The 26,404-nt window shown below is 38.4% G+C and carries 25 protein-coding genes; 10 read left to right on the top strand and 15 right to left on the bottom strand.

Annotation, left to right across the window (positions count from 1 at the left end; translation table 11 throughout):
- Positions 1–22: 22 nt before the first annotated feature.
- Positions 23–1,264, bottom strand: a complete 1,242-nt coding sequence (gene lysA / locus B9Y87_RS05950; protein ID WP_085497140.1) for a diaminopimelate decarboxylase — start codon at positions 1,262–1,264, stop codon at positions 23–25.
- 158 nt (positions 1,265–1,422) lie between these two features.
- Here lysA and B9Y87_RS05945 point away from each other — a divergent pair, with 158 nt between their 5' ends.
- Positions 1,423–2,061 (top strand): LON peptidase substrate-binding domain-containing protein, encoded by a 639-nt coding sequence (locus tag B9Y87_RS05945; RefSeq protein ID WP_085497138.1) that lies wholly within the window; start codon positions 1,423–1,425, stop codon positions 2,059–2,061.
- 243 nt (positions 2,062–2,304) lie between these two features.
- Positions 2,305–3,498: an ADP-forming succinate--CoA ligase subunit beta gene (gene sucC / locus B9Y87_RS05940; RefSeq protein ID WP_085497136.1), complete on the top strand. Its 1,194-nt coding sequence runs from the start codon at positions 2,305–2,307 to the stop codon at positions 3,496–3,498.
- Between the two features lie 177 nt (positions 3,499–3,675).
- On the opposite strand, the gene B9Y87_RS05935 is transcribed toward sucC, so the two are convergent.
- On the bottom strand, positions 3,676–4,044 hold the full coding sequence (locus B9Y87_RS05935) for a DUF1456 family protein (protein ID WP_072861994.1): 369 nt from the start codon (positions 4,042–4,044) through the stop codon (positions 3,676–3,678).
- A gap of 124 nt (positions 4,045–4,168) precedes the next feature.
- On the opposite strand from B9Y87_RS05935, the gene B9Y87_RS05930 reads away from it, so the two are divergent.
- On the top strand, positions 4,169–4,570 hold the full coding sequence (locus tag B9Y87_RS05930) for a hypothetical protein (protein WP_085497134.1): 402 nt from the start codon (positions 4,169–4,171) through the stop codon (positions 4,568–4,570).
- A 124-nt stretch (positions 4,571–4,694) separates the two neighbouring features.
- Positions 4,695–5,120, top strand: coding sequence for an Hsp20/alpha crystallin family protein (locus B9Y87_RS05925; protein ID WP_085497132.1), 426 nt, complete (start codon positions 4,695–4,697; stop codon positions 5,118–5,120).
- A 139-nt stretch (positions 5,121–5,259) separates the two neighbouring features.
- Here the strand turns inward: B9Y87_RS05925 and uvrB are convergent, their stop codons facing one another.
- The 3 genes from uvrB to B9Y87_RS05910 form a co-directional block, all read right to left on the bottom strand.
- Complete coding sequence (gene uvrB / locus B9Y87_RS05920) at positions 5,260–7,248, bottom strand: excinuclease ABC subunit UvrB (protein WP_085497129.1); 1,989 nt, start codon at positions 7,246–7,248, stop codon at positions 5,260–5,262.
- Positions 7,249–7,458: 210 nt separating this feature from the next.
- Entirely contained in the window at positions 7,459–8,292 is an 834-nt protein-coding gene (locus B9Y87_RS05915; protein WP_085497126.1) for an ABC transporter permease, read from the bottom strand.
- A 12-nt stretch (positions 8,293–8,304) separates the two neighbouring features.
- Positions 8,305–9,204, bottom strand: a complete 900-nt coding sequence (locus B9Y87_RS05910; protein WP_085497124.1) for an ABC transporter ATP-binding protein — start codon at positions 9,202–9,204, stop codon at positions 8,305–8,307.
- Between the two features lie 77 nt (positions 9,205–9,281).
- On the opposite strand from B9Y87_RS05910, the gene B9Y87_RS05905 reads away from it, so the two are divergent.
- Positions 9,282–10,361 (top strand): hypothetical protein, encoded by a 1,080-nt coding sequence (locus tag B9Y87_RS05905; protein ID WP_085497122.1) that lies wholly within the window; start codon positions 9,282–9,284, stop codon positions 10,359–10,361.
- Between the two features lie 139 nt (positions 10,362–10,500).
- Here the strand turns inward: B9Y87_RS05905 and B9Y87_RS05900 are convergent, their stop codons facing one another.
- The 8 genes from B9Y87_RS05900 to B9Y87_RS05860 form a co-directional block, all read right to left on the bottom strand.
- A complete protein-coding gene (locus B9Y87_RS05900; protein WP_085497120.1) occupies positions 10,501–11,559 on the bottom strand; it encodes a nucleoid-associated protein in 1,059 nt (352 codons plus the stop codon).
- 125 nt (positions 11,560–11,684) lie between these two features.
- Entirely contained in the window at positions 11,685–12,182 is a 498-nt protein-coding gene (locus B9Y87_RS05895) for an IS1096 element passenger TnpR family protein (RefSeq protein WP_085497118.1), read from the bottom strand.
- A 26-nt stretch (positions 12,183–12,208) separates the two neighbouring features.
- Positions 12,209–13,243, bottom strand: a complete 1,035-nt coding sequence (locus B9Y87_RS05890) for a COX15/CtaA family protein (RefSeq protein ID WP_085497115.1) — start codon at positions 13,241–13,243, stop codon at positions 12,209–12,211.
- A gap of 264 nt (positions 13,244–13,507) precedes the next feature.
- A complete protein-coding gene (locus B9Y87_RS05880; protein ID WP_085497111.1) occupies positions 13,508–14,932 on the bottom strand; it encodes a CCA tRNA nucleotidyltransferase in 1,425 nt (474 codons plus the stop codon).
- A gap of 2 nt (positions 14,933–14,934) precedes the next feature.
- Positions 14,935–15,504 (bottom strand): L-threonylcarbamoyladenylate synthase, encoded by a 570-nt coding sequence (locus B9Y87_RS05875; protein ID WP_085497109.1) that lies wholly within the window; start codon positions 15,502–15,504, stop codon positions 14,935–14,937.
- Between the two features lie 6 nt (positions 15,505–15,510).
- A complete protein-coding gene (locus B9Y87_RS22350; protein WP_085497108.1) occupies positions 15,511–17,334 on the bottom strand; it encodes a CDP-glycerol glycerophosphotransferase family protein in 1,824 nt (607 codons plus the stop codon).
- Positions 17,331–18,017 (bottom strand): phosphocholine cytidylyltransferase family protein, encoded by a 687-nt coding sequence (locus B9Y87_RS05865; RefSeq protein ID WP_085497106.1) that lies wholly within the window; start codon positions 18,015–18,017, stop codon positions 17,331–17,333. Before B9Y87_RS05865 ends, B9Y87_RS22350 begins: the two co-directional genes overlap by 4 nt.
- Before the next feature lie 321 nt (positions 18,018–18,338).
- Entirely contained in the window at positions 18,339–19,133 is a 795-nt protein-coding gene (locus B9Y87_RS05860; protein ID WP_085497105.1) for a glycosyltransferase family 2 protein, read from the bottom strand.
- Positions 19,134–19,522: 389 nt separating this feature from the next.
- Between B9Y87_RS05860 and B9Y87_RS05855 the strand changes: the two genes are divergently transcribed.
- Positions 19,523–20,161 carry an FAD synthase family protein gene (locus B9Y87_RS05855; protein ID WP_217807489.1) on the top strand — a complete coding sequence of 213 codons (639 nt, stop codon included), beginning with the start codon at positions 19,523–19,525 and terminating at the stop codon, positions 20,159–20,161.
- On the opposite strand, the gene B9Y87_RS05850 is transcribed toward B9Y87_RS05855, so the two are convergent.
- Both B9Y87_RS05850 and B9Y87_RS05845 read right to left on the bottom strand, forming a co-directional pair.
- The gene (locus B9Y87_RS05850) at positions 20,158–20,742 is read right to left on the bottom strand and encodes a LicD family protein (RefSeq protein WP_085497103.1); all 585 of its coding nucleotides are present in this window, start codon (positions 20,740–20,742) and stop codon (positions 20,158–20,160) included. The genes B9Y87_RS05855 and B9Y87_RS05850 overlap by 4 nt on opposite strands.
- Positions 20,743–21,142: 400 nt before the next feature.
- Positions 21,143–21,958 (bottom strand): 2,3,4,5-tetrahydropyridine-2,6-dicarboxylate N-succinyltransferase, encoded by an 816-nt coding sequence (locus B9Y87_RS05845; RefSeq protein WP_085497102.1) that lies wholly within the window; start codon positions 21,956–21,958, stop codon positions 21,143–21,145.
- Positions 21,959–22,060: 102 nt separating this feature from the next.
- Between B9Y87_RS05845 and ruvX the strand changes: the two genes are divergently transcribed.
- The 4 genes from ruvX (at position 22,061) to B9Y87_RS05825 (ending at position 26,344) form a co-directional block, all read left to right on the top strand.
- Positions 22,061–22,474: a Holliday junction resolvase RuvX gene (gene ruvX, locus B9Y87_RS05840; protein WP_085497554.1), complete on the top strand. Its 414-nt coding sequence runs from the start codon at positions 22,061–22,063 to the stop codon at positions 22,472–22,474.
- A gap of 1 nt (position 22,475) precedes the next feature.
- A complete protein-coding gene (gene def / locus B9Y87_RS05835; RefSeq protein WP_085497100.1) occupies positions 22,476–23,066 on the top strand; it encodes a peptide deformylase in 591 nt (196 codons plus the stop codon).
- 57 nt (positions 23,067–23,123) lie between these two features.
- Positions 23,124–23,552 (top strand): DUF5606 family protein, encoded by a 429-nt coding sequence (locus B9Y87_RS05830; protein ID WP_085497098.1) that lies wholly within the window; start codon positions 23,124–23,126, stop codon positions 23,550–23,552.
- A gap of 212 nt (positions 23,553–23,764) precedes the next feature.
- The gene (locus B9Y87_RS05825; protein WP_085497096.1) at positions 23,765–26,344 is read left to right on the top strand and encodes a carboxylesterase family protein; all 2,580 of its coding nucleotides are present in this window, start codon (positions 23,765–23,767) and stop codon (positions 26,342–26,344) included.
- Positions 26,345–26,404: the final 60 nt, after the last annotated feature.

Genomic DNA, 26,404 nt, shown 5'->3' with positions numbered 1-26,404 from the left:
AACTAACGAAAATTCAGCAATTTTATTTTGCTATTGCCTTTTCTTTAACAGTCGTGAATAAGTCCTGGACATCAATCTGGTTTCTGATTAAGTCATCAAAAGTTTCCCTTTCCCGGATCAGAATCGCTTTCCCTTCATGCCATAAAACCTCAGGCGGTCTAAATCTTGAGTTGTAATTGCTGGCCATTGTGAAACAATAGGCACCTGCATTCTTAAAGCACAGGATGTCCCCTTCCGAAATCTCGCTAATTCGCTTATTGCTGGCAAAAGTATCGGTCTCACAAATATAACCTACTACGGAATAATAGCGTTCACGTCCTTCAGGATTGGAGATATTCTCAATGCTGTGGATGGCGCCATAGAACATGGGGCGAATAAGATGGTTGAATCCCGAGTCTACACTGGCAAAAACGGTTGAAGTGGTTTGTTTTACCACATTTACTTTTGCCAAGAAGAATCCTGCCTCACTGACCAAAAATTTACCTGGCTCAAAAGCCAATGTCAATTCCCTTCCATATTCCTTGCAAAAAGAGTTGAAACGCTTTCCTAATTTTTTACCCAATTCCTCAATATTGGTTTCAATATCCCCTTCTTTATAGGGCACTTTAAATCCACTTCCAAAGTCTATAAACTCAAGATCTTGGAAATTCTTGGCCGTTTCAAAAAGAATTTCGGAGGCGTAAAGGAAGACATCTATATCCAAAATGTCACTTCCAGTATGCATGTGTATCCCATTTACCTTCATGTTCGTAAGATTAACGATACGCAATAAATGAGGTATTTGGTGTATGCTGATGCCAAATTTGGAGTCAATATGGCCTACCGAAATTTTAGAATTTCCTCCCGCCATTACGTGCGGATTTATTCTGATGCAAACGGGAATATCCGGATGCTTGCTCCCAAACTGCTCCAAAATGGATAGGTTGTCTATGTTGATGCGCACTCCCAATTTCGCAGCCTCTTCAATCTCCTCCAAGGATACCCCATTCGGGGTGAATATTATAGAGCTAGGCTCAAAACCGGCCATGAGTCCCAATTGAACTTCTTGTATGGAAACCGTGTCCAGGCCGCTTCCCAGACTGTTCATCAATTTTAAAATGGCAATATTTGAAAGCGCCTTTGTGGCGTAATTTAATTGTAAATTTTTTACGTCTTTGAATGCATTGGTCAATCTATGAAACTGGGAAATTATTTTTTCAGAATCGTATACATAGACAGGGTCACCATAAGTTTTTGCTATCTTTAATAAATCGGTATTTCGCATTGTTCAATATTTTGTGCAAATTTAGACGACTTATTGTTTTTGAGCAAAAATATATAGCAATGGTTGAAAAATGTAACATATTGTTATTAATATAACAATTGTTGTGTTTTCTAAGTCTGATTTTGGTTAATATCGCTGTAATTTTAAACAAAAAGCTTATGTTGCTACCAATGTTTCCTTTACCGTCCGTTTTTTTTCCTGGAGAGACGGTGGCTCTTCATATTTTTGAAGAACGCTACAGGCAATTGATACAGGATGTGAAGGAAAAGCCTATGAATTTTGGTGTCCCTGCCTATGTTGATGGGGAATTGGCATATGGAACGGAGTTGGAATTAAAAGAAATAACCAAAACCTATGAAACTGGGGAAATGGATATCGTCTGTGTTGGTCGGCGTGCCTTCAGAATAAATAATTTCCATAAAGTTATGGATGGCAAATTGTATGCTGCGGGCATGGTGGAATTTTTACCCTATTATGATGACAGCGTTACCTCCTTAAGAGAAAAAGTCCTAGGCCTCATTATAGAACTCTATGAATTAATGGAGGTATCCATTTTGGGTCTTACGATAGAGAATTTTGATATATATCAAGTGGTACACAAAATAGGTCTTTCCCTTGCGCAAGAATACAAACTCTTGAAAATGAACTATGAAAGTGAGCGCCTTTTGTTTATAAAGGCCCATTTAGCAAATACGATCGAAGTTTTAAAACAGGTCAACCAATCAAAGGAAATGATAGGGATGAACGGACATTTCAAAAATTTCGACCCTATAGATTTTAAGGATTTTAAAATGTAGCATGAAAGTGGGAGGTGGGACTGCCTAAAAGTAGAAAGTTCTATGCAGGGATATCACGGTAAGTCTGTCTGTTATAGATGGTTTTAGTTTAGGTGGTATTGTGATTTAGGGTATGGTCAATTTTATCATTTTGCAGTGTAATTTTCTTTGTCAATGTCGTTAAGAATTTTTCTGTTTTATTTAATTAGGGTAAATCCCATGTGTTTCCTATTTTTGCAACTGAACAATTAGAACCTTCAATTTATGAACCTTCACGAATATCAAGGAAAAGAGATTTTAGCGAGCTTTGGAGTACGCATTCAACGCGGTTTAGTGGCTTATAATGCCAAGGAAGCAGTAGATGCTGCCAAACAATTGACTCAGGAAACCGGGACCGGTTGGCATGTAATTAAAGCCCAGGTTCACGCAGGTGGACGAGGAAAAGGAGGAGGAGTTAAATTGGCGAAGAATTTGCGCGAGGTAGAAGAAATTGCAGGATCTATCATTGGTATGAACTTGGTTACTCCCCAAACTTCGGCGGAAGGAAAAAAAGTACATAAAGTTTTGGTTGCCGAGGATGTTTATTATCCAGGGGACAGTGAAACAAGCGAATTTTATATGTCCGTTTTATTGAACAGGGCAGCTGGAAGAAATATGATCATGTATTCTACCGAAGGTGGAATGGATATAGAGGAAGTAGCAGAGAAAACGCCTCACCTTATTTTTACCGAGGAAATAAACCCTGCCACTGGGCTATTACCTTTTCAAGCTAGAAAAATAGCTTTTAATTTGGGCTTGTCCGGAACGGCTTTTAAGGAAATGACAAAGTTTGTTACCAGTTTATATAAGGCCTATGTGGAGAGCGATGCAAGTTTGTTTGAGATAAACCCAGTTCTAAAGACCTCCGATGATAAGATTATGGCAGTGGATGCCAAGGTCTCCATTGATGATAATGCACTATATAGAAGGAAGCAATATGCTGAAATGCGCGATTTGCTAGAGGAGAATCCAATTGAGGTAGAAGCTAGGGCAGTAGGCCTTAACTATGTTGATTTGGATGGAAATGTTGGTTGTATGGTAAACGGTGCAGGTTTGGCAATGGCCACTATGGACCTTATTAAAATGGCCGGTGGTGAGCCAGCGAACTTCTTGGATGTAGGGGGAACCGCTGATGCCAAAAGGGTTGAAGAGGCCTTTAGGATTATTTTGAAGGATCCTGCCGTTAAATGTATCCTGATAAATATTTTTGGTGGTATTGTTCGTTGCGATCGTGTAGCGCAAGGTGTAGTGGATGCCTATAAAAATATGGGCGATGCCATAAAAGTGCCTATTATTGTAAGATTGCAGGGTACCAATGCTGAATTGGCCAAAGAAATTATTGATAATTCAGGTTTGGCCGTACACTCCGCAGTTCAGTTTCAAGAGGCTGCAGATAAGGTTAAGGAAGTATTGGCTTAGTTTCGATTGGATATAAAAATAGAAAAGGCAGTGCTGTTACAGTGCTGCCTTTTTCTTTTTTTGAACGACTGTTAAAGCTTGAAAACAAAATTTTAAAAATATTCCCTATAGAAGGATTGTTGAAATTGAGGACTATTCGGGGAAAAATCAGAATTTAACTTAAAAAGTCCTGAAGAATCAGGACTTTTTTTTGTTTTTGTATTTTACGGGACTAATGTCGTGGTCTATTTTCTTTTTTTGCTTCTCCTTGAACCCCGGCTTTTGATGTGCTTTAAAAATGGGTTCCTTCTTTGGTTTGGGCAAAGATAATTTTGGGTCCTTTGGGTTCTCCCTGGTCCCGCGATAGTGTATTACCAAACCGTTTAAAAAATTACGTAAAATTTGGTCGCCACATTCTACATAGTTGGGGTGATCTTCCTTTCTAAAAAAAGCGCCCAACTCACTCTTGGTAATTTTAAAATCGACTAATTTTAAAATTTCTACAATTTCATCATCCCTTAATTTTAAGGCTACCCTTAATTTTTTAAGAACATCATTATTGGTCATAAAATAAATTTTTTTACAAGATATTACAAAAAATAGGATGTGGAGCTAGTTTGTGATTACTTTCCCTTATTCCAAGTCGGGAAATCAGCGCTATTTAACGTAACTTCGTGTTAAACTGTAATTTATGAGTACATATTTGGAGAAGTTGGGCATTCTTTCCCAAATGATTTCTTTTGCAAAGGCAGACAAGGAAATTAAAGATTCGGAGTATGATTTTTTGCTGGGTGTGGCAAAACAATTAGAGGTCGATAAGGAAACGTTCGATTCGCTTTTTCATAAGAAAGTGGAAAAGGTCTTGCTTAAATCCGAGGCGGAGCGTATACTTCAGTTTCATCGTTTGGTACTTCTCATGAATGTGGACCAAGAACAGCACTTGGTCGAAATTGAACAGTTGCATAATATAGGGCTTGGATTTGGACTTCCCCAGGCCGCCATAGAGCAGGTGCTTACCGTTATGCATAATTATCCTGACAAGGTGGTTCCTCCTGCTGTTCTCATCAATATATTCAAAGCTTATAATAATTAAATAAAGTGACATAATGACTTGTATTATTTTTAATAATACGACATAATGGCATTAAAATTCATTCGGTATAACATTTGCCTTTTAGCTCATGAGAATTTAAAGTATAACTTAAAATATAAAAGTCATGAGTCTAGTAAAAAGAAATAACGTTATGTTTCCATCATTAATGAATGAATTTTTAAAACCAGATTGGTTTGGTGGCGTAGATAACTTCAAGCAAAGTGTACCCGCCGCCAATGTTAAGGAAACGGAAACTGAGTATGTATTGGAATTGGCAGTACCCGGTAGGAAAAAAGAAGATTTCAATGTAGAAATCGATAATGACATCCTCACAATTTCTTCCGAAGTAAGGAATGAGGAGAACAAGGAGGAGGATGGTTATACCAGAAGGGAATTTACTTTTTCTTCCTTTAAAAGAGTATTTAGTTTGCCAGAAACAATTTCCTTGGATAAAATCAACGCTACTTACGAAGATGGAATATTGAAATTTGTTCTTCCCAAAAAAGAAGAGGCATTGCCTAAGCCAAAAAGATTGATTGAAATAGCTTAAAAGAAGTTGTGTATCCTGTTGGATACATTATAGATTGGTTGGTTGATTGTTAAAGCGCTTCGGGGAATCGAAGCGCTTTTTTGTTTGGTTCTGTCCCAATAAAAAACCCTTCCTCAATTAAATGTACAGGGATGGTATCTTATTCCTGTTCCTGAAGCGATTTAATTTCGTCCCTTAACTTTGCGGCCTGCATAAAATCCAGATCCTTTGCCGCTTTTTCCATGGCCTTTCTTTTTTCCCTTATCATTTTTTCCCTTTGTTCATTGGTGAGATACAATAGGTCGGGCTCGGCAGCCTTCATTTCTTCTTTCTCAAAATGATAGGTGGAAACGGAATTTTTGGCCAGTACACTGTCCAAACTTTTGTTCAGTGCAGTGGGCGTTATATTGTTTTCAAGATTATAACTGCTCTGTTTTTCACGCCTGTAATTAGTCTCATCTATTGTTTTTTGCATACTGTTGGTTATTTTGTCCGCATACATGATGGCTTTTCCATTTAAATTCCTGGCCGCACGGCCTACGGTCTGGGTAAGGGACCTGGCACTTCTAAGAAAGCCCTCCTTGTCCGCATCCAAAATGGCCACTAGGGAGACTTCTGGTAGATCCAGTCCTTCCCGCAATAAATTCACCCCTATGAGTACATCAAATACACCTTTGCGCAGGTCCTGCATAATTTCGACCCTTTCCAAAGTATCCACATCACTGTGTATATAACGGCAGCGAACATTTATTCTAGTCAAATATTTGGCTAATTCTTCCGCCATTCGTTTGGTTAAGGTGGTGACCAGGGTACGTTCATCCTTTTCCACCCTTAGCTGGATTTCTTCGATGAGATCATCTATTTGGTTCAGGCTGGGACGGACTTCAATTATAGGATCCAAGAGGCCCGTTGGCCTGATCACCTGCTCTACATAAACCCCTTGACTTAATTCCAATTCGTAGTCTGCAGGAGTGGCGCTTACATAAATAACTTGATTTTGAAGTGCTTCAAATTCCTCAAATTTCAGCGGTCTGTTATCCATAGCCGCAGGCAAACGAAAGCCGTATTCCACCAAATTTTCCTTTCTGGACCTATCGCCGCCATACATGGCGTGCACCTGAGGAATGGTAACGTGGCTTTCATCAACAACCATCAAATAATCTTTAGGGAAGTAGTCCAATAAACAGAACGGTCGCGTTCCAGGTTCCCTACCATCCAAATACCTGGAATAATTTTCAATTCCTGAGCAATATCCCAGTTCCCGTATCATCTCCAGATCAAAATTTGTACGTTCTTCCAAGCGTTTTGCTTCCAAGTGTTTCCCTATTTCCTTGAAATAATTCACCTGCAGCACCATATCCTCCTGAATAAGGTGAATGGCATTCTGCAGCACATCCGGGGAGGTCACGAACATATTGGCAGGGTAAATATTGAGCTGCTGGTACTTTTCCAATATTTTATTCTTGTAGGGATCAAAGGCCTCTATTTCCTCAATTTCGTCCCCAAAAAAGTGAATTCTAAAGGCATGATCGGCATAACTAGGAAAAACGTCCACTACATCGCCCTTTACCCTAAAATTTCCATTTCTAAAATCGGCAGTCGTTCTCGAATACAAACTCTGAACCAGTTGATGAAGGAATTTGGTCCTTGGAATAACTTGGTCTTTCTCTATTCCAATAACATTTTTCTGAAATTCCACTGGATTACCTATACCGTATAAACAGGAAACCGAGGCCACTACCAAAATATCCCGTCTACCCGATAATAGGGAAGAGGTGGCGCTCAATCGTAGTTTTTCTATATCCTCATTAATGGAAAGGTCCTTTTCTATATAAGTGCCACTTGATGGTATATAAGCCTCGGGTTGATAGTAGTCATAGTAAGAGACGAAATATTCTACCGCGTTCTCAGGAAAAAACTGCTTAAATTCCGAGTATAATTGTGCGGCAAGGGTTTTATTGTGTGCTAATACCAAAGTTGGTCGCTGAACCTGCTCTATGACATTCGCTATGGTAAAGGTTTTTCCGGATCCTGTTACCCCCAAAAGGGTTTGATAGCGCTCATCGGCCTCAATACCTTCTTTTAATTGTTTAATAGCTTGGGGCTGATCACCAGTAGGCTTAAATTCGGAAACAACTTTAAATTTCATGTGCAATGCTTTCAGGAACTCCTATAAATTTCGTTTGATCTTTTTCTTTAGGGCCTATGATAAAAAAAAACTTATTTGTTTTATGACCTAAAATTAACAAATAGCGGGCAATACTGAGGTGCTTCGGTAACTATTTATCACCATTTTGGCACTATACGGTGAATTGAGCACTTTGTAGGTTCCAAGGATATAAGCCTTTAAAAATTGGCTTTATAAATCCCGTTTTTTAAGCAGGGCGTAGGAAAGATATATGAAAATTGCCGTCCAACAACCCACTATCAAAATTTCATAAAAATGTACGGTATAGTCCTTATTGAATTGTTCCCCCACTTGTTCTACCATACTTTGTACTGCCTTGAATCTGGAGGCCGGCTCTTTGATAAGGTTGCTCATAGACTCTAAGGGAAGGAATTTCATAACGCTGGCCGAAGCCTCCTTACCGGCAACCCACCATACCAAAAAACGGATACCCAAATTTTCAATGGCAAACCAAATAATTAAAAAGCCTAAGGCAAAGGCAGAGCGTTTTACCAATATTCCGAGGAAAAGACAGAAGGAGAAAAAGCCCAATAATTTAATAAAATAGGCCAATAAATATTCCAAATCCGAAAATATGATGGACACCTCCGTAAAATCGGAATAAAAGAGCCCTAAGATCAATGAAACCGCAAAAACAAAAAGGGTAGAAATGACCGAAAATGCAAAAACGGTCAAAAATTTGGAGGCGATAAATTCCTTCTTGCTCAACCCATCTATTAAATTTTGCTTTAGTGTCTTATTGCTGTATTCGTTCGCCATCATGGACACAATGACTATAGCAAAAAAAAGCTTCAAGCCACTTGCTATCCAGGTATTCAAGTGCCATATGTAGGGAAAATTGAAAATTCCCTGTTCGGCTACATGGAACTGAATGGGGCCAATGTCAAATTTTATTGCGGCTAGCAGCGCCATACAAAGAATAAGGACGAAATAGGAAATGATAAGGACCTTACTCGCATTATTGTTCCAAAGTTTTATAAATTCTATCTGTAATAAGCGTAACATATTTTTATGCGTTTAGTCTTTGTGGTTGGTCAAACTTAGGAATTGTTCCTCAAGACTCTCTTTGCGTTTCACCAAATGCGATAGCACAATGCCATTATTAAATAAGTCTTGGTTTAGACTGCTTGCCGTCATTTCTTCCTTCAAAATAGCGGTGATTAAACCGTTTTCCTGTTTTATAGGGCCGAAACTGGGGTGGTTACCCAGGTAGGTAACCAAGGCCGGCCCATCAATGGCTTTTAGTTCAAAGAAACCATAGGTGGTCAACATTTCACCAACGGGGCCCGAATAGAGCTTTTCGCCTTTCCTTAGGATAATCACATGGCTACAGACTTTTTCTACCTCGTCCAATAAATGTGAGGCCAAAAGAATGGTAGTGCCCTCGGAGGCAATTTTTTTTATGATTTCCCTTATTTGGTGTATTCCCTGTGGGTCCAAGCCATTGGTGGGTTCGTCCAAAATTAATATTTCCGGATCGTTCAACAGTGCCGAGGCAATGGCCAATCGCTGTTTCATACCTAAGGAGTAGGTGCTGAACTTACTGTTCTTACGCTCCAGTAGCCCGACCATTTCCAATTTTTCTTCAATCTTGTCTTGGGGGACCTCCTTTATTTTACAGACCAATTTTAGATTTTGAATGGCTGTCATATAGGGATAGAAATTGGGACGTTCAATGATAGCTCCAACTTTTTTAAGGGCATCATGGGTGGAAATGGAACCCCCGAACCAAGAAAAATCACCGGCCGTTCTATTGATTACGTTCAATACAATTCCCAAAGTGGTGGATTTACCGCTGCCATTGGGTCCCAATATACCGTAAACATTGCCTTTTTCAATACTAAACGAAAGGTCCTTTACCGCAGTGAGATAGCCATATTTCTTGGTAAGGTGGTTTACGGTCAATATTGTTTCCAAAATGGGATAGTTTTTTATATTGTTTGTACTTACTTGACGAAGAAATCGTTATTTTGTTACAAATTAAAGTTTTTTCCATGTCCGAAAGATTAATGTCCAAGAAAAAGCCTGCATTTCCAGTCAATAAAAAATTGGATGCCTATTTGGAGCACTATAGCAGAAAAATTGAAATTCCTATTTTCTATGAGGATCTATTGCGTTTTTCAGGGTCTATTGTGGTCTATGATTCCAATGATGAGGACACTCTTTGGGTACGTGTGTATTACAGCGAATTCGATAGGACCGAAATAGATATCAGTCTAAAGAAGGTATATTCCATTCTACATTCCGATGGTAGCGACAGTATATTTCCATTTTTAAATGTAGATGCGGTGGACTATTGTACTTTTGGTAACTCCAAGCCTTTTAGGATAAAGGTAAGGAATATCCTGAATGACAATTTTACATATTTCTATGTAAAAAGGACCGATGCCTCTAGGATCTACGGATTGGAACTGGAACATATGTTATCTCCCTACAACCTAAACTTCCTGGTTTACGGGGATACTTTGATAGAGGAACATATTGCGGGTATTCCGGGAGACGTTTTTATCAAGGATTTTTTACCTAAATGTAACGAATCCGAAAAGTCACAGTTGGCCAAAGAATTTGTCAAGTTTAATGAACGTTGTATGATTCGCCTTTTGGGGGATATGAGATCTTATAACTACGTTATTGTACCTACCCACGATTTTGACCACGTGGTATATAAAATTAGGGCCATAGATTTTGACCAGCAGTGTTATGAGGGAAAATTAAAAGTCTACAGACCCCAATTTTTTAAGGAAAATTATCAAATGGTCATGTTGGTCAAGGAGAAGTTACAGCGCAATTCTGTAGATCAATACAAAATAGAGGAACGCTCCATCGTGGCCAAAAGAATTTTAAGTTCGGGGAACCGCATAAAGCGACTCATTTCCATAGTCAAGACAGACGATATATCCAATGACGACAATATAGTGGCCCTATCACAACATATTTATGATCTTACGGGTGATATCAATTTTAGAAGGTGTAAGACCATGGGGGAAGTGTTGGCCCTTGCTTTGGATTTTGTGAAAAGAAATTACGAGGATGTTAGTATGAAACAGATTATTGAGAACAAGATCAATTTATAAGGTTGGTATTTTCGGTATTCTAGGATCATCCCAACAACAATACTAAAAAAGACAAGGCCGAAGCATATAACTTCGGCCTTTATTATTCATAATTCTTGGTATCCATTTAATACATGGACCAGTTAGCGTATGGATATTTCTAACTTTTCTGTTCCTTATTGAAGTAGACCAGGTAGTAGTACATTTGACGCTCCTCGTCCCATCCTTTTTCCACAAATTTTTGGGCCGATTCCGGATTGATAAAATCAAGCTTTATCTGGATATTGGTGTCCAGGTTAATGACGTTCTTAATTTTCTTTCTGGCGTCGGAAACCGCTTTGTTGGCAATGTCAAAAGTGGAGACATCCTCAATACTGTACTTAGGCCCTTTTTCTACTTTATAGTGCTTAAATTCTGGTATCAATTCTGGGTTCTCCATAACCTCGTTCAAGAAATTTGTCTCTTCAAAAGAGTCGTTCTTGGCAAAATGATTCACGGCCCTGTTCATAAACAACACTTCTTGTTGTTTGTCCTCCGCAGGCAAAACCACATCCTTGGCAAAGTTCTGGCAGAATTTTAAATAGTTTTTTGTCTTAAAGTTATCATCGGATAAGGCTTCTACCCCTAGAAAATTTTCCAACCAGTATTTGGTATCGTAGCGATTGCTGTCCACTGAAAGAACTTTGTAGCCTTCTTCCTTATCGCTATTGAAAATAAGGCAGCCCTTGTCCAATTTATTGATATTGATGCCCTGCTGCACCAAAATATCCAAGCTATTTCCTTTTTCCTGAAATTGCAGGAAATCGTGTTTAAGCTCACTTTTGAATATGCCCACAGCATTCACCTTTACATTGTCCAACATTAGATCTGTAAGATAGGCAACGTACACCTCTCCACTTTTGATGTGTGGATGGTTGGACTGGTCGAATAAATGGGTCGCTATTTTTGTTGAATTGGCGTGAAGGCTACCGGGGTCATCAAAAATATCGGAAACGATCTTGTACACCTCGTTAAATTCAACATCGGATTCATGCGAAAAATAATAGTAATTCTCCTCCTTTTCCCTAAACGGTTTAAAGAAATATTCCTTTAAAAGTCCCGTAGTTTCATCATTAAGTGAAAACGGTTCTTCCGATAGAAAGATACCTTCACTCTTATTTTTGTTTCCCACACGATGTATGGAAATAGTTTCAATTTGGGTAGGGTATAAGTTGATCATGGATAATGAAAAATGTTTAAGGGTTATTTTGTGATTAAAGTTCTGCTGAAGCTTTAATTTGATCAATTTCTGACTTTGACCAATACTAACGTGATACTACATTTAATTTGCCGCAATTGGAATTATTAGTTCCAGTTTTCATCAAAATCCAAATCCTCGTAATTGTCAAGGGTATTGTCAAAATCGAATTCATTTTCATCCGCTTCAAACTTTTTTTCAGGTGGGGAGTCCGGTATTTCGCCAAAACTGAAAAGCGTATTGGGATAGGTCTGTGCATCTTCTTTTTCCACGATGTCCGCCAATTCAACGAAGAAGGTCCACATACTTAAAAAGTCGTATACATAAATAAGCTTGGGAGAATGCTCTGTAAGTATATCCTGCAATTGAATCTCATTCATCAAACGTACATCTGAGCCATTTTCACTCATGTCAAATAAGGCAATTTCCTCATCTTGTCTCCACTCCTCATCGCAGGTGTAAAAGGAGGCCATTTCATTTCCCAAAAAGCCAAAGGCTTGGGTAATGGCGTTGTGAAGGTCTTCCATGGAATTGCTGTCCTCTATTTCTATATCCCTAAAAATATCTTCCTCTGCATCTAAAATTATCCTTATTTTATATATCATTGGGTACTTTTTTTGTGGTGGCAAAGTTACAAAGTTTTCATGGTTTTAAAAGCATTTAGAGCTTCCAAAACCAAATAGAATTGAAAACCAAATAAAACCGAAGCAAACACAAGATGTAATGGCTGGGAGGCAAAAGGAAAATCCAGATAGTACATGGCCATCCCGGAAATTACCTCCAGAAGTAATATGGCCAATACCCAATTAATTTTAGAGTAACCAAGGTTTAAATTATAGATTCTTATGGCAAGGGCCAAGTTCAAAAGGACCACGATTATAGAAAACGAACGGTGGATGTAAAATGATAAGGTTGCATTAATGAGCCATAGGTTGGGGGCATCTTCACCATAAAGGTCGGTTTGTACATCTACAAACTGTCTTACTTGGGTGCCCAATACCACTTGTACCAATGTGGTAATAAGAACAAAGATGATGAGGTTTCTAGTTATTTTGTCGGGTTTTAAAGAATTGCTCGTATTGCTCGTGGCTTCGATCAAGTATAGGATAAGAGCTACGATAAATAGGGCCATGACCATATGGATAGTTATTTTAGCCGGGGCCAAAACAGAATAAACAACGGTTGCGCCTAACCATGCTTGGAAACCCATAGCGAAGACTACGACCCATGAAAGTAAGGTTATAGATTTTTGTTTTTTCCAATAACCAAAGGAGGCTATGGCCATTATTAGGGTGCCCAGACCGGCCAATGCGCCAAATAGCCTATTGATGAACTCGGTCCATGTATGAAAAGGATTAAAAATAGCGTAGTCATGTTTGGTGTAAGGAGCCCAATTCTTGGCGTCATAGGTTGAGGAGGAGCTAAAGTTTTCTTTTGCTACCCACAAGGCTTCATCTATAATGATAACCTGACCTTTTTTGAATTCCCTTTCAGGCTGCCATTGCAATTCAGCAATATCCGTAGGGGGTATATAATAACCGAAACACTTGGGCCAATCCGGGCATCCCATGCCACTACCTGTCATTCTTACCACTGCACCGGCCACAATTACCAAGTAGACCAAAACTAGACTGATCTTGGCGATTTTTGTAAATTTTTTTTGCATTTGGATGTTTGAAAAGAGTCCTGCAAAATTACCACTCTTTTCTTAAAAAAACCGCTAAGGCCCTGGGTAATTATTTAGTAAGATCCCTGTCCCAAATTTTGAAGACACCTGAAATTGCCTTGCGCTATGTAACTCTTCTTTTTACCAAGGCACTGATCAATTATCCCGACCCTTGGTTGGGGAATCCAAGACATGTTCTGACGTTTATATCCGTATAGATAGTGGAATAGGAATCTTGTTATAGTACTCAAAAGCCGAGTAGGTTTATTCCGATTTGAGCCCCATTTCCTTTCCTTTTTTTAACATTAGGGTATAGGCGGCATGGTATTCGTTGGGAATATCACCTTCCAGAATAGCTTCTTTAATGGCTTCCTTGATCATGCCTATTTCCTTGGATGGTTTTAGGTTGAAGGTTTCCATAATTTCTTCCCCACTAATGGGGGGTTGAAAATTTCTTATGTGGTCCCTTTCTTCGACCTCTTCAATTTTTTGACGGACAATTTTAAAATTGTTCCTATACCTTTTTTGTTTTTTAGGGTTTTTGGTGGTTATATCGGCCTCACATAGGGTCATTAAATCTTCAACATGCTCGCCGGCATCAAAAATGAGCCTTCGTACGGCAGAGTCGGTTACGAAATCCTCCGAAAGGACAATGGGCCTGGAACTCATAAGCACCATTTTCTGAACAAATTTCATTTTTTCGTTCAAGGGCAACCTAAGACGCTTAAAAAGTTTGTAGACCATTTTGGATCCTACAAATTCGTGTGCATGGAAGGTCCACCCAATTTTTTTATCGAATTTTTTGGTTGGTGCCTTGCCAATATCGTGCAAAAGGGCAGCCCAGCGCAGCCAGACATTATCCGTATTTTCGGAAATATTATCCACTACTTCCAGGGTGTGCCAAAAATTGTCCTTGTGCCGTTGCCCTTCTATTTCCTCAATGCCTTCCAAGGCCACCAGTTCCGGCATTATAAATGGTAATAGACCGGTTTCGTGCAGCAAGGAGAATCCAATGGAAGGTTTGTTACTGGCCAAAATTTTATGCAATTCGTCCACGATGCGTTCATTGGAAATAATTTTTATTCTTTCCTTGTTGTCTACAATGGCCTGTAACGATTCAGGATGAATCATAAAGTTTAACTGTGTGGCAAACCTTATGGCGCGCATCATGCGCAAAGGATCGTCGGAATAAGTAATATCAGGGTCCAATGGAGTTCTGATCAATTGTCTTTTTAAATCCCCAATGCCGTCAAAGGGATCTAAAAGTTGCCCATAATCTTTGGCATTGAGTGAAATGGCCAGAGCATTGATGGTAAAATCGCGCCTTTTTTGATCATCTTCCAAACTCCCGTTTTCAACCACTGGTTTTCTACTGTCCCGGTGGTAACTTTCTTTTCTTGCCCCTACAAATTCAATTTCAGTATCCTGAAATTTGATCATTGCAGTTCCAAAATTTTTAAAAATACTTACCTCCGAACTCCCCGGTAATTTCTTCGCAACCAATTTGGCCAATTCTATTCCACTACCAATAGCGACGATATCAATATCTTTTGGGGTTCCCTTTTGCAACAGATAATCCCTTACAAAGCCTCCAATGACATATGAATCTAATGAAAGTTCCTGGGCGGCATCTGAAATGGTAGAAAATATTGGGTTTTTTAAGGCCTCTTCGTGGTTTCTATTCGTCATTCTTATTCTCGGATCACTTTTACGGTACCATCATTACCGAGCATAATAATGGAAGATGGGGTACTGTTAATTTTATCGCGGTCCAAATTTACTACATAGTCCACACCTTTTAAAATCTCTTCAGCTATTTCTTTAAATCCGGTGGGGGTTGGTTGTCCAGCTATATTTGCAGAGGTAGATACGATAGGTTTCTTAAATTTCTTAATTAGATACTGGCAAAATTGATCTTTAGCTACCCTAATGGCCAAAGTATTGTCATTGGCGATTAAATTTGCCGCCACCCCTTTAGGGGATTCATAGACAATGGTGGTGGGCTTGGTGGCAAGATCTATAATGTCAAAAGCCAGTTCCGGTACTTTTTCAACGTGCTGTTCCAGCATAAAATCATTGGCCACCAAACAGATCATAGTCTTGGAATTGGATCGTTGCTTAAGTTTATAAATTTTTTCTACCGCTACTGCGTTTGTGGCATCACAGCCAATTCCCCAAACCGTATCGGTAGGGTATAATATGAGGCCTCCTTTAGCGAGTATATCATGGCATTTGTTTACCTCGGAAAGCAAATCTTTCATAGCACTTTAGTGTCTTAAATTTCTTAATCTCTTTAGTTCCTTGTATCGGGAATACACTCCCAATGCGTTAAGATAACATATGATTACCCCTTTTTTTCCATCGAGTATTCCGAATCTTAGTATATAATGATTGAAAAATTTGTAAAATGGGCGGAATACAAAGTGGTAAAAGTTGGGGTCATAATTCTTTTTAAGTTCCTCTGCCGCCTTCATTTGTCCATACTTTATCATTTTGCCCTTGTAGTCTTCATAATCCTTGTAGGAGTAATGGACGAGTTTGTTTTTAAGTACCTCAGACTGTCCGTTCACAACCAAAGTTTCGTGTACTATCCTATCCTGAGTAAAATGAACCTTACTTTTTTTGAACAGTCTATAATTTTTATCCCTTTGCCAACCACTAAAGCGTAAAACCTTATTTTTGAACATAAAGGTGCGATAAAAATAATAGGCATCTGCTGTTGAATTCGAGGAATTTACGGTTTCCAAGATTTCATTTCTCAGCCGATCCGGAACTCGTTCATCCGCATCAAGGAAAAGTACCCAATCATTGGTTGCCTGCTCCAAGGCGTAGGATTTTTGGTCTGTATAATTTACAAATGGCCGCTGGATTAATTTCACCTCAGGATGCTCCTTGATTTTTTCTATTGTGCCATCCGTGCTAAAGGAATCCACTACGATAATCTCGTCTGCAAATTTTACATTTTCCAAAACCGCATTGATATGGATATTCTCATTGTAGGTAATGAGAAGGGCGGAGATTTTATTTATTTTTTTACCAACAAAGGGATTCTTGGTTGGTTTTCCGAACATGGAATTAATTTTAAGCCTTCTTGCTAGGGATAGTTTTCTTTCTTCCGGCACTCCATGGATTTCAATATATTCTTTAACCGCATTTACCATGCGAAGCGCGGACTTTCCATCTTGATATGGGTGAAATTGCATATTTATGTATGCTCTTTCCGCAGCGTGGGGATCCAAATGAAAATTGTCCAAAACTTTCTCGGTAAGACCACTGTAAGTTTTGGAGTTGTCCCACAACACCTTTTCGGCAATATTCTTGAAGGATATTACCGGTTTGTTCAAGAGAATGAATTCGTATATTACGGATGAGGTGTCGCTAACCAATATATCGGCCTGTAGGAGCGATTTTATAATGTTTTTGTCTTCCTTAAAAATAACATTGTTAACTTCTATGGAAAGTCTTTTATAAGCGTTGATCCATTTTTGGTCCATGAGGTCATGGAACTTTACGAAGATTACATATCCCGTAGTTTCGGCAAGGTTTCTTATTTCCTTTAATAGATATGGTGCAGAAGTTAGGCTAGGGGAGAAGGTAGGGGCGTAAAGAACAATTTTATCCGTGTTGAACTGCTGCAGGATGGCCTTTTTTTCAAAATCATATTTATTTTTTTCCGTGCTGTATACATCCAATTTTGGCCACCCTGTCTCAATCACATCAAAATTGTTGTGCACTTTTTTAAGCTCATTGAATTTATCAGTGAAATATGGGCCTTGTGTAAGATAAAGGTCAAAGTAGTGCCGTATCCTAAAATGTCCTTTTTTTTCACCTGCAAGTCCATGGAAAACTTGGACTTTTAGTCCCCGGATATAATAGGGTACTTCGTTTCCGGGCACATAAATGGCATCGCTTTTATACAATTGTAAGTCTAAAGTACTAAGGGTGTAATCCTCATTTTTATATGGAAAATTATCCAAGAGTTTCCCAGAAATATACCAAAGAAAGTCGTGTCCCTGTTCCTGAAGTACATCCCGGATGGGGGCAAGGATGCCAAAGGCATATGCATTTTGGCAAAATAAAATTACTTTCATTTGCGAAAAAGGGTATTGGCATTTTCCAAATCTTCCTTAAAATCAACTTCCATACAATTGTAATCGGAAATGTCCACAGCACTAATTTTAAGGTCATCTTTTTCTATGGCCAGTTCCAAACCCCTTTCAAAATAATCATTGTCATCACATTCCTCAAGTCTAGTGATAAAACTTTTTATGTCCTTGGTAGCAATGAAGTTAATGCCCACAGCTTCACCAAGTCCATTCCTTACCGTTTTGGACAATTTATCAATATAATTATCCTTTAATGTGTACTTTACCTCTTCATCTGCCACCTTACTGGTGTTTACGGCTACGAATGACTGATTTTTATTGATATAGGGTATTAGGACGGATAGGAGACTTATGTCAAAAACAACATCGCCATTTAGCCAAAGCACGGATTTGTCCCTGTTTTTTCTTAGGGCTTTTAAAAGACTTTTGGAGGTATTGGTCTGATCAAAAAATGGGTTGTATATATAGGTGAGTTCCGGAAAGCGTTCCATGATTAGGTCTTTTTTAAAACCAACAACAACGTTAATATCGTCTATGTCAAAGGTTTCTTCCAAATTGTTGACCTGCATCTCCATGATACATTTTCCATTTTTTAGTGGGGTCAGAGGTTTAGGAAATGGGTTTCCAAGTCTTGATCCAATACCCGCTGCTAAAATGACAATTTTCATGAGTTTTATAATTTATTAAGTGACCAGTCAAGAGCTGGACAGGTCCTAAGTTTTTTTGATCCTTAATCTAATATAAGGTTAAGGGAGAGGGCAAAGATATGTAAATAATGGTTTATAATTTTTTATGGTCAAGAGTAGGAAGTCTTGATTAGCCTTCAATGTTAGTGCATATACTTTATAAGAAGGAAAGATTTAAGCACATGCAGGATCTCAAAAATCCGAAGCATTTAATAAGGAGCTAGGTCCTCAATGGGGTATGTAGTATAGAATGATATGAATGTTGGCCTAAGGAAAAATTACCGTGAGGTAAATCGGATACAATTATGATTTGACCAAAAAATAAGCCATTTTTTCTTTTTTACCCAAACGTTTTAGTTCCTTGTACCTTTCAAAATCCCCCAAGGCATTTAAATAGCAGATGGTAATCCCTTTTTTTCCATCAAGTATTCCCAATCTAATTATGTAGTGGTTAAAAAACTTCCAAAAAGGCTTAAAAACTAACAAAAGATAATTAAACTTCTTGTTTTTTTGATGGGCCTCCTTGGCTTTTAAACGCCCATATCTTAGCATTTTAAATTTATAATCCTCGTAATTCTTGAAACAAAAGTGCAATAACTTCTGTTTCAATATTCCGGAGGTACCTTGTACAATAAGGGTCTCATGAACTATTTTGTTTTTGCAAAATTGAGCTTTACTTTTTCTAAAAAGCCGGTAGTTCTTATCGGTTTGCCACCCGCTAAAGCGCAGGCGACTGTTTTTGAACATAAATTTACGGTAGAACCAATATGCACAATGTTCAGCATCTTTTTTTGCCTTAGATTTTATTTCATTTCTCAACTGGTCCGTAACTACTTCATCCGCATCCAAGAAAAGAACCCAATCATGTGAAGCTTGTTTTAGGGCAAAGGATTTTTGGGCCGTATAATTTTCAAATTCATGTTGAATAACCCTAACCTTGGGATGACTAAGGAGATACTCGTAGGTACCATCGGTGCTATACGAATCCACGACTATAATTTCATCTGCGAATTCTATGGAATCGATACATTTTTCAATATATCCTATTTCGTTATAAGTGATTATTAAAGCCGATATTTTTTCACTTTGGTCTATCATGCAATTGAAAATTTTATCACTTATTAGATAGTTTTAATAGAAATAGTTGCGTTGAATTCACTAAAATATATATCGATATTATTTAATACATAACAATAAAAATTGGATAATAGTATATGAAATGTCAAGTAGTTTTTCCAATGAGGAGTTCCAAAAGGCTCTTTAATTATGGGTATTACTTTGGTTTATAGGGTTTTTCATATATGGAATGGACAAGGGTTTGGCCAAAGAGTATAGTGGGGTCGATAATTTATTATGGTATTATTTATGATAACCTCATAAATAAAGGGAATGACCAAGGCTTTATATAAAAATTGGGCATAATAAATTATCTCTGTTGGCGTTTACTACCTTTACGCAATATATACTAACAATTGTATCCTTCCAATATGACTGAGGCTTATCTACATATATTAACTTCCAAGTACCCTAACTGGAATTTTGTCTCGGATCCAGACGATAAGGTGAAATTGTATATAAGTTGTAAATGTGAATTTGATGATGCCCTTTGCGAGATGTTGGAGATTGTCAAAAACATCGATATTTTTTTTAACAATCAAAATTTCATCATAAAACTTAAAAAGGGCATGACCCTTGAAATAAAAGTAAAACATAGTAAACAGACCAAAAAATACAATAAAATGTATACCTCGGGATGTTTTGATATTTTTCATTTTGGGCATCTCAACATTCTCAAAAGGTCCAAACAGATGTGCGGGCATTTAATTGTAGGTGTTTCTACAGATGAACTTATTTTGAAGGAAAAAGGGAGACTGCCTATTATTCCTTTTGAGGAAAGGATAAAACTGGTCAAGGCAATAAATTATGTGGATGAAGTTATTCCCCAGTCAGATAAAGATAAGCAGCGCATAGTGGATGAATATGGTATAGATGCCATTTCCGTTGGGGACGATTGGAAAGGCAGATTTCCAAAAACCACATGTCCCGTTGAATACGTGGCCTATACGGAAAATGTAAGTAGTACTATCTTAAAGGAAACATTACAATTGCAACCTCAGGTCGTTTAGGCAATGGCATTGTCATCTTTGGAAGTATCCCAAGTCTTAACCTGTTTTTGCCAATCTCCATATCTATAGGTTAGATATTCATCGGTCCGGGCTGGGATTTTATAGTTGAAATCTTTAAATGCAATAGACGCAAAAGTGCTGTAGAACTTGCTTGGGACAAACTTTGTTTTATTATCTATTTCCCAATAACTGTTCTCCCCATGTTGATATTTAATAAAAACATCTAGGCAAACTGCCCCTTTGATCATTCCAAAAAATCGCTTTTCCCTTATTTTTAACATTCGAATATTGCCTTTAACAAAAAACTCGGTGGTCTCATTGAAGCACCTTGTTCTTACCCTATAACCCGCTTTTTTTAACTCTGCGTAAAAATGATCCAACTTATCCAATTGGTCCTGATTAATGGACATATCCACGTCGTTATCCCAAGGCAGTAGTCTGTTTTCCCTCTTTATGCCCAATAAGGTACCTCCTTCTATCCAGTAAGCAATATTACAACGGTCAAAAAGGATAGCCACATTCTTGAGCATTCTTTCGGCAATAACTTTATTTTTTCCTTCAAGGGTTATGTTATATGCCATGATTACAAAGGTTTAATCCAAATTATTTTTTAGGAGACTGTGGAGGCCGTCCAAACTCCCATCCTCATTGTAAGGAAAGGTTATTTTGTTAACAGAGGAGGCAGAATTTTAGGCTTCTGAATTATTTACAAAATAAACAACCTCAGTAGGTTTTAAATGAAAATCGTTTAACATTTTATGGTAATATGCCTTATCGGTCTAGTTGAAATTATGTTCCAAACTAAAAACCCGATAAGGCATATGTACAATTCCATTGGTAAAACATTCCTGTTTGTTGGCATTTGTTAGGATGATTCTAGGATTGGGATAAGTTTACAGTATTAAGTTTAGATCGATATCCATATCCTTTTCAGTAACTAAGGTGTTCCAAACATCAACAGGAATAGATTAATTTTTAACTTTAGACTGCTACGTCGTATTCCCTTAGGGCATCATTTAGGGATGTTTTTTTGTTGGTACTCTCCTTTCGGGTACCAATGATCAAGGCACAGGGCACCTGATAATCGCCAGCCGGAAATTTTTTGGTATAACTTCCGGGGATAACAACAGATCTTGCTGGCACCAATCCTTTTCGCTCAACAGGTGTATCTCCAGTAACATCTATAATTTTTGTTGAGCCGGTAAGTACCACGTTGGCACCCAATACCGCTTCTTTTTCTACACGTACACCTTCTACCACAATACATCTGGATCCAATAAATGCATTGTCCTCAATGATAACGGGTGCTGCCTGGAGCGGCTCCAGGACTCCGCCAATTCCTACACCACCACTTAGATGGACATTTTTTCCAATTTGGGCACAGCTACCAACTGTAGCCCATGTATCCACCATGGTGCCTTCATCCACATAGGCGCCGATATTGACATAACTGGGCATTAAAATTGTACCTGCGGAAATATAAGATCCGTGTCTGGCAACTGCATTGGGAACAACACGAATACCTTTTTCGGCGTACCCTCTTTTAAGAGGCATTTTATCGTGATATTCAAAAATACCTGCTTCCAAAGTTTCCATTTTTTGAATCGGAAAATATAGTACCACAGCTTTTTTTACCCATTCATTGATCTGCCATCCGTCAGTGGTAGGTTCAGCACAGCGCAGTTTACCAATATCCAAAAGATCTATGACTTCCCTTATGGCGGTCTGAGTTGGAATTTCTTTAAGTAAATCTCGATTTTCCCAAGCAGTTTCTATTGCTTTTCTTAGTTCTTTCATCTTTAATAATTCAAATTTTAGCAAATATAAGGGCTAGTAGGTAATTAACCTTTTGTTTTTGCACTTATAACAATTTATCCCTTATTTTTGCAAAAAATACAAGTGGGAAGGATTGTAGCATTGGATTATGGAAAGGTTCGGACGGGAATTGCCGTTACGGACGAGTTGCAAATAATAGCTTCTGGCCTGACTACTGTTGACACCAAGGAACTTTTGAATTTTCTAAGGAAGTATGTTCAAGAGGAGAAGGTAGAAAAATTTGTGATCGGTGAACCAAAACAAATGAACAATCTTCCCTCCGAATCCGAGGAATTGATCAAACCCTTTTTAAGGACTTTGGATGGTGTTTTTCCAAAGATACCGGTAGAGCGCCAAGACGAGCGCTTTACTTCTAAAATGGCATTTCAGACCATGATAGATAGTGGCCTTAATAAAAAACAAAGAAGGGATAAGGCCTTAGTCGATGAAATTAGCGCCACTATAATCCTTCAGGCGTATTTAAATAGAAAACAATAGTATGATATTACCTATAGTTGCTTATGGAGACCCGGTACTTAGGAAAGTGGCGGATGATATAGACAAGGATTTTCCAAGATTTGAAGAATTGTTGGCCAATATGTGGGACACGATGTACAATGCCAATGGTGTGGGTTTGGCCGCACCCCAAATTGGGCTGCCCATTAGGCTGTTCCTTGTGGATACCGCACCATTTGCGGATGACGAAGAGCTCACGGAAGAGGAACAAAATGCATTAAAAGGGTTTAGGAAAGTTTTTATTAATGCACGTATAGAGGAAGAATCTGGAACAGAATGGGCTTTTAACGAAGGCTGTCTTAGTATTCCAGATGTACGGGAAGATGTCTCCAGAAAAGGTACCATTACCATATCCTATATGGATGAGAATTTTAAATCCTATAAGGAAACCTATGGTGGTCTATTGGCCAGGGTAATCCAACATGAATATGACCATATAGAAGGTATTTTGTTTACCGATAAATTATCTTCCTTAAAAAAACGCCTTCTAAAAGGAAGGCTGGCCAACATTTCCAAGGGAAAGATTAAGGTGGAATATAGAATGCGATTTCCCAACATGAAAAAAGCACGTTAAAACTATTTCTATTATAAACAAAAAGTAGCATATTTGCCGCTGAAACAAAAATAACAGATGGGTTTAAATAAAATATTATCGATTGCAGGTAAGCCGGGACTTTTTAAATTATTGACGCAAACGCGAACTGGTTTTGTAGCCGAATCTTTATTGGATGGAAAAAAAGTTACCGTAAGTTTTAAGAACAATGTTAGTGTCTTGTCGGAGATTGCGATCTATACTTTGGAAGAGGAAGTACCTTTAAAAGAAGTGTTTGAAAAGATCAAGGAAAAGGAAGATGGTGGTAAAACAGCAGTGAGCCATAAAGAGGATAAGATAAAATTGGAGGAATATTTGTTTGAAGTGCTACCCAATTATGATGAGGATAGGGTTTATGCCAGCGATATTAAAAAGATCATTCAATGGTATAATTTACTACATGAGCATGGTATTACAGAGTTTGCGGACGAGGAGGAAAAAGAAGAGGCATCTAAGGAAACAAAATAGATTTGACCTATATACAACATTAAAACCTTCGTTTACGAAGGTTTTTTTTGTACCCAAATGTTGGTTTCCCTTCTAATAAATTAGGGTAGCCATCACCTCTATGGCAAAATTATTCTCCATTTAGCTTCAGGCTTTTGTTATTGGTCTAAATTGTTGGGCAGCGGACTACTAATTATGGAAATTAATATTTTAATTCCTTAATCAGTTTTGTCATGGCTAAATTTTATAAAAAAAGTGCAGTAGTTTTTGTAATTCTCCTTGTCCTTCCCTTTGTACTTATCGGGCAGCAACGTACCGGAAATATAGTAGAGTATTTTGGTAAGGAAAAAGTAGAGGATATTCATGAAGGAAAAGTAATCCATGTATTTAATAAGGCCTTGGCTTTGTCCATTCCAAGTTTCGGATTTGAATCGTCATCCTTTCCAGTAGATCCCGTTTTTGATAAATTTCTAATGGAACCGAATACCCAGGTCAAGGAGGGTGAAGTTTTCGATATAGATTTCTTTGGAAGGGAATTAAAATGGAACGCCATAAAGGTGGATAGTTCCAATAGCTTTTCAGGGAGAGACCTTAGGTCGGGCTATATTTACCTTACCTACAAATCGGGATCGGAAAAAACGGTCTTGTTTGAAGCTTCCGGGCATTCTTTGGCTTCCATTAATGGTTACCCTTATGAAGGTGACCATTACGATTTTGGCTGGAACCTTATCCCTTTAAAGTTGAAAAAGGGGATTAATGTTTTTGTTTTAAAGGTAGGTCGTTTTCCAAGGGTTCGGGCACGATTATTGGAGCCTAAATCCGAGGTTCAATTTACTACCCGAGATGTAACTGTTCCCGATCTTTTAATAGGGGAGGATATGGATTATAAGGCCGCTATAAGGGTTGTAAATGCTTCTGATAAGTGGATCAGGAAGTATGCCATTGTGGCCAAGGTCAATGATAGGGAGCGTACTACCAAAATAAACGATATTCCACCTTTTACGGTCTATAAAATTCCTTTTTCCATTCCCTCGTCCACCTTGGATACCTCTCTCGCAAAGGTGAATGTAGATTTAGTTTTGATACAAAGTAACGGGCAGCAGGTTTCTACCGAGACCCTTGCTTTAAATGTGAAATCGAAAAACAAACATCATAAGAGAACTTTTATAAGTGATATAGATAAAAGTGTACAGTATTACAGTGTGGCACCTGATAAAAATGGCCATAGCGATGGCGCAGCACTTTTCCTTTCGGTACACGGAGCTTCTGTAGAGGCGGTAAATCAAGCTAACGCCTACAAGCAAAAAGATTGGGGTAACCTTGTTGCGCCTACTAATAGGAGACCTTACGGGTTTGCTTGGGAAGATTGGGGAAGATTGGATGCCTTGGAAGTGTTGGCGGATAGTAAGAAAATTTTTAAACCGGACAATAGCAAAATTTATTTAACAGGACATTCCATGGGAGGGCATGGAACATGGTATTTGGGGGCAACTTACCCGGACCATTTTGCCGCTATTGCGCCATGTGCCGGATACCCAGATTTGTTGCTTTACCGTGGCAACAGGTCTGAAAGACTTTTAGAAATGACCGAAGAACAGAGAATGCGCTATGGAATCAGCCCTAAAATGTTTGAACGTATGACGGCCGAATATGTCCCTACTGCGGTTGAAAATATTGTAGAAAGAGCGGGAACGCCAAGCAGAACCTTAAAGTTGATTCGAAATTATCTGCATCACGGGGTATATGTGTTGCACGGTGAAAAAGATAACGTTGTACCTACCAGTTTAGCGCGCGATATGAGGGAGCGATTGGGGAAATTTCATCCGGATTTCACCTATTATGAGTACCCAGGGGGCACGCATTGGTACGGGGACCATAGTGTAGATTGGGAACCCATTTTTAATCTGTTTAAACAACGAACGATTCCCGAGGTACAGGATATAAAAAAACTGGAGTTCAGTACGGGGTCTCCTGGGGTTTCTGCAACTTCGCATTTTATTACCATTCATCAGCAACAAATACCTTTTGAAGTAAGTTCATTTGATTTTTCCTGGGATACCACTTTTAAAATAGAGACCAAAAATGTGTCTTTGTTGGAAGTAGATTTTACGCAATTGCCCGGGGATATCCAGAGAATTGAACTTAACGGAAAGGAGATTGGTATAACATCAAAGGAAAATATCTACTTTAGGGAAAAGGATGGGGATTGGAATATTGTGAATAAACCTTCATTAGAGGAAAAAGGTCCTCATAGAAGCGGAGGGTTTAAAGATGCCTTTAGAAATGATGTGGTATTTGTATATGCTACAAATGGTTCCAAAGAAGAGAATGATTGGTATTACAATAAGGCAAGATTTGATGCAGATACCTTCTGGTACAAGGCAAATGGAAACATTGAAATGGTGGCGGATACCAATTTCTCCCCAAGAGACTATCCCAATCGCAACGTGGTAATTTACGGTAATAGATCCAACAATTCTGCTTGGGATAAATTATTGAAAAATAGTCCGGTCCAAGTGTCCAACAATAATATGAAATTTGGAGATAGAAGTCTGTCCGGAAGTAATTGGGGGCTATATTTTATAGTGCCAAGAACAGATAGTGATTTGGCCAGTGTAGGTGTCATAACTGCTACGGGATTGGAGGGTATGAAAGCCGCCTATGCCAACCATTATTTGGTGAACGGCACAACATTCCCAGATTTTATGCTTTTTGATGCAACTGTTTTGGAGTTAGGTACTTCTGCGGTAAAATGCGCTGGATTCTTTGGAAACGATTGGTCCATTGAATCCGGTGATTTTGAATGGAAATAAGACTTGGTCGACCAAATAGTAAGCCCAATAAATTTTAATTTGGCTTCGTTTATTTGGTCG

Source organism: Arenibacter troitsensis (assembly GCF_900177645.1).
GTDB lineage: Bacteria > Bacteroidota > Bacteroidia > Flavobacteriales > Flavobacteriaceae > Arenibacter > Arenibacter troitsensis.
This window is presented reverse-complemented; position numbering and strand designations above follow the sequence as displayed.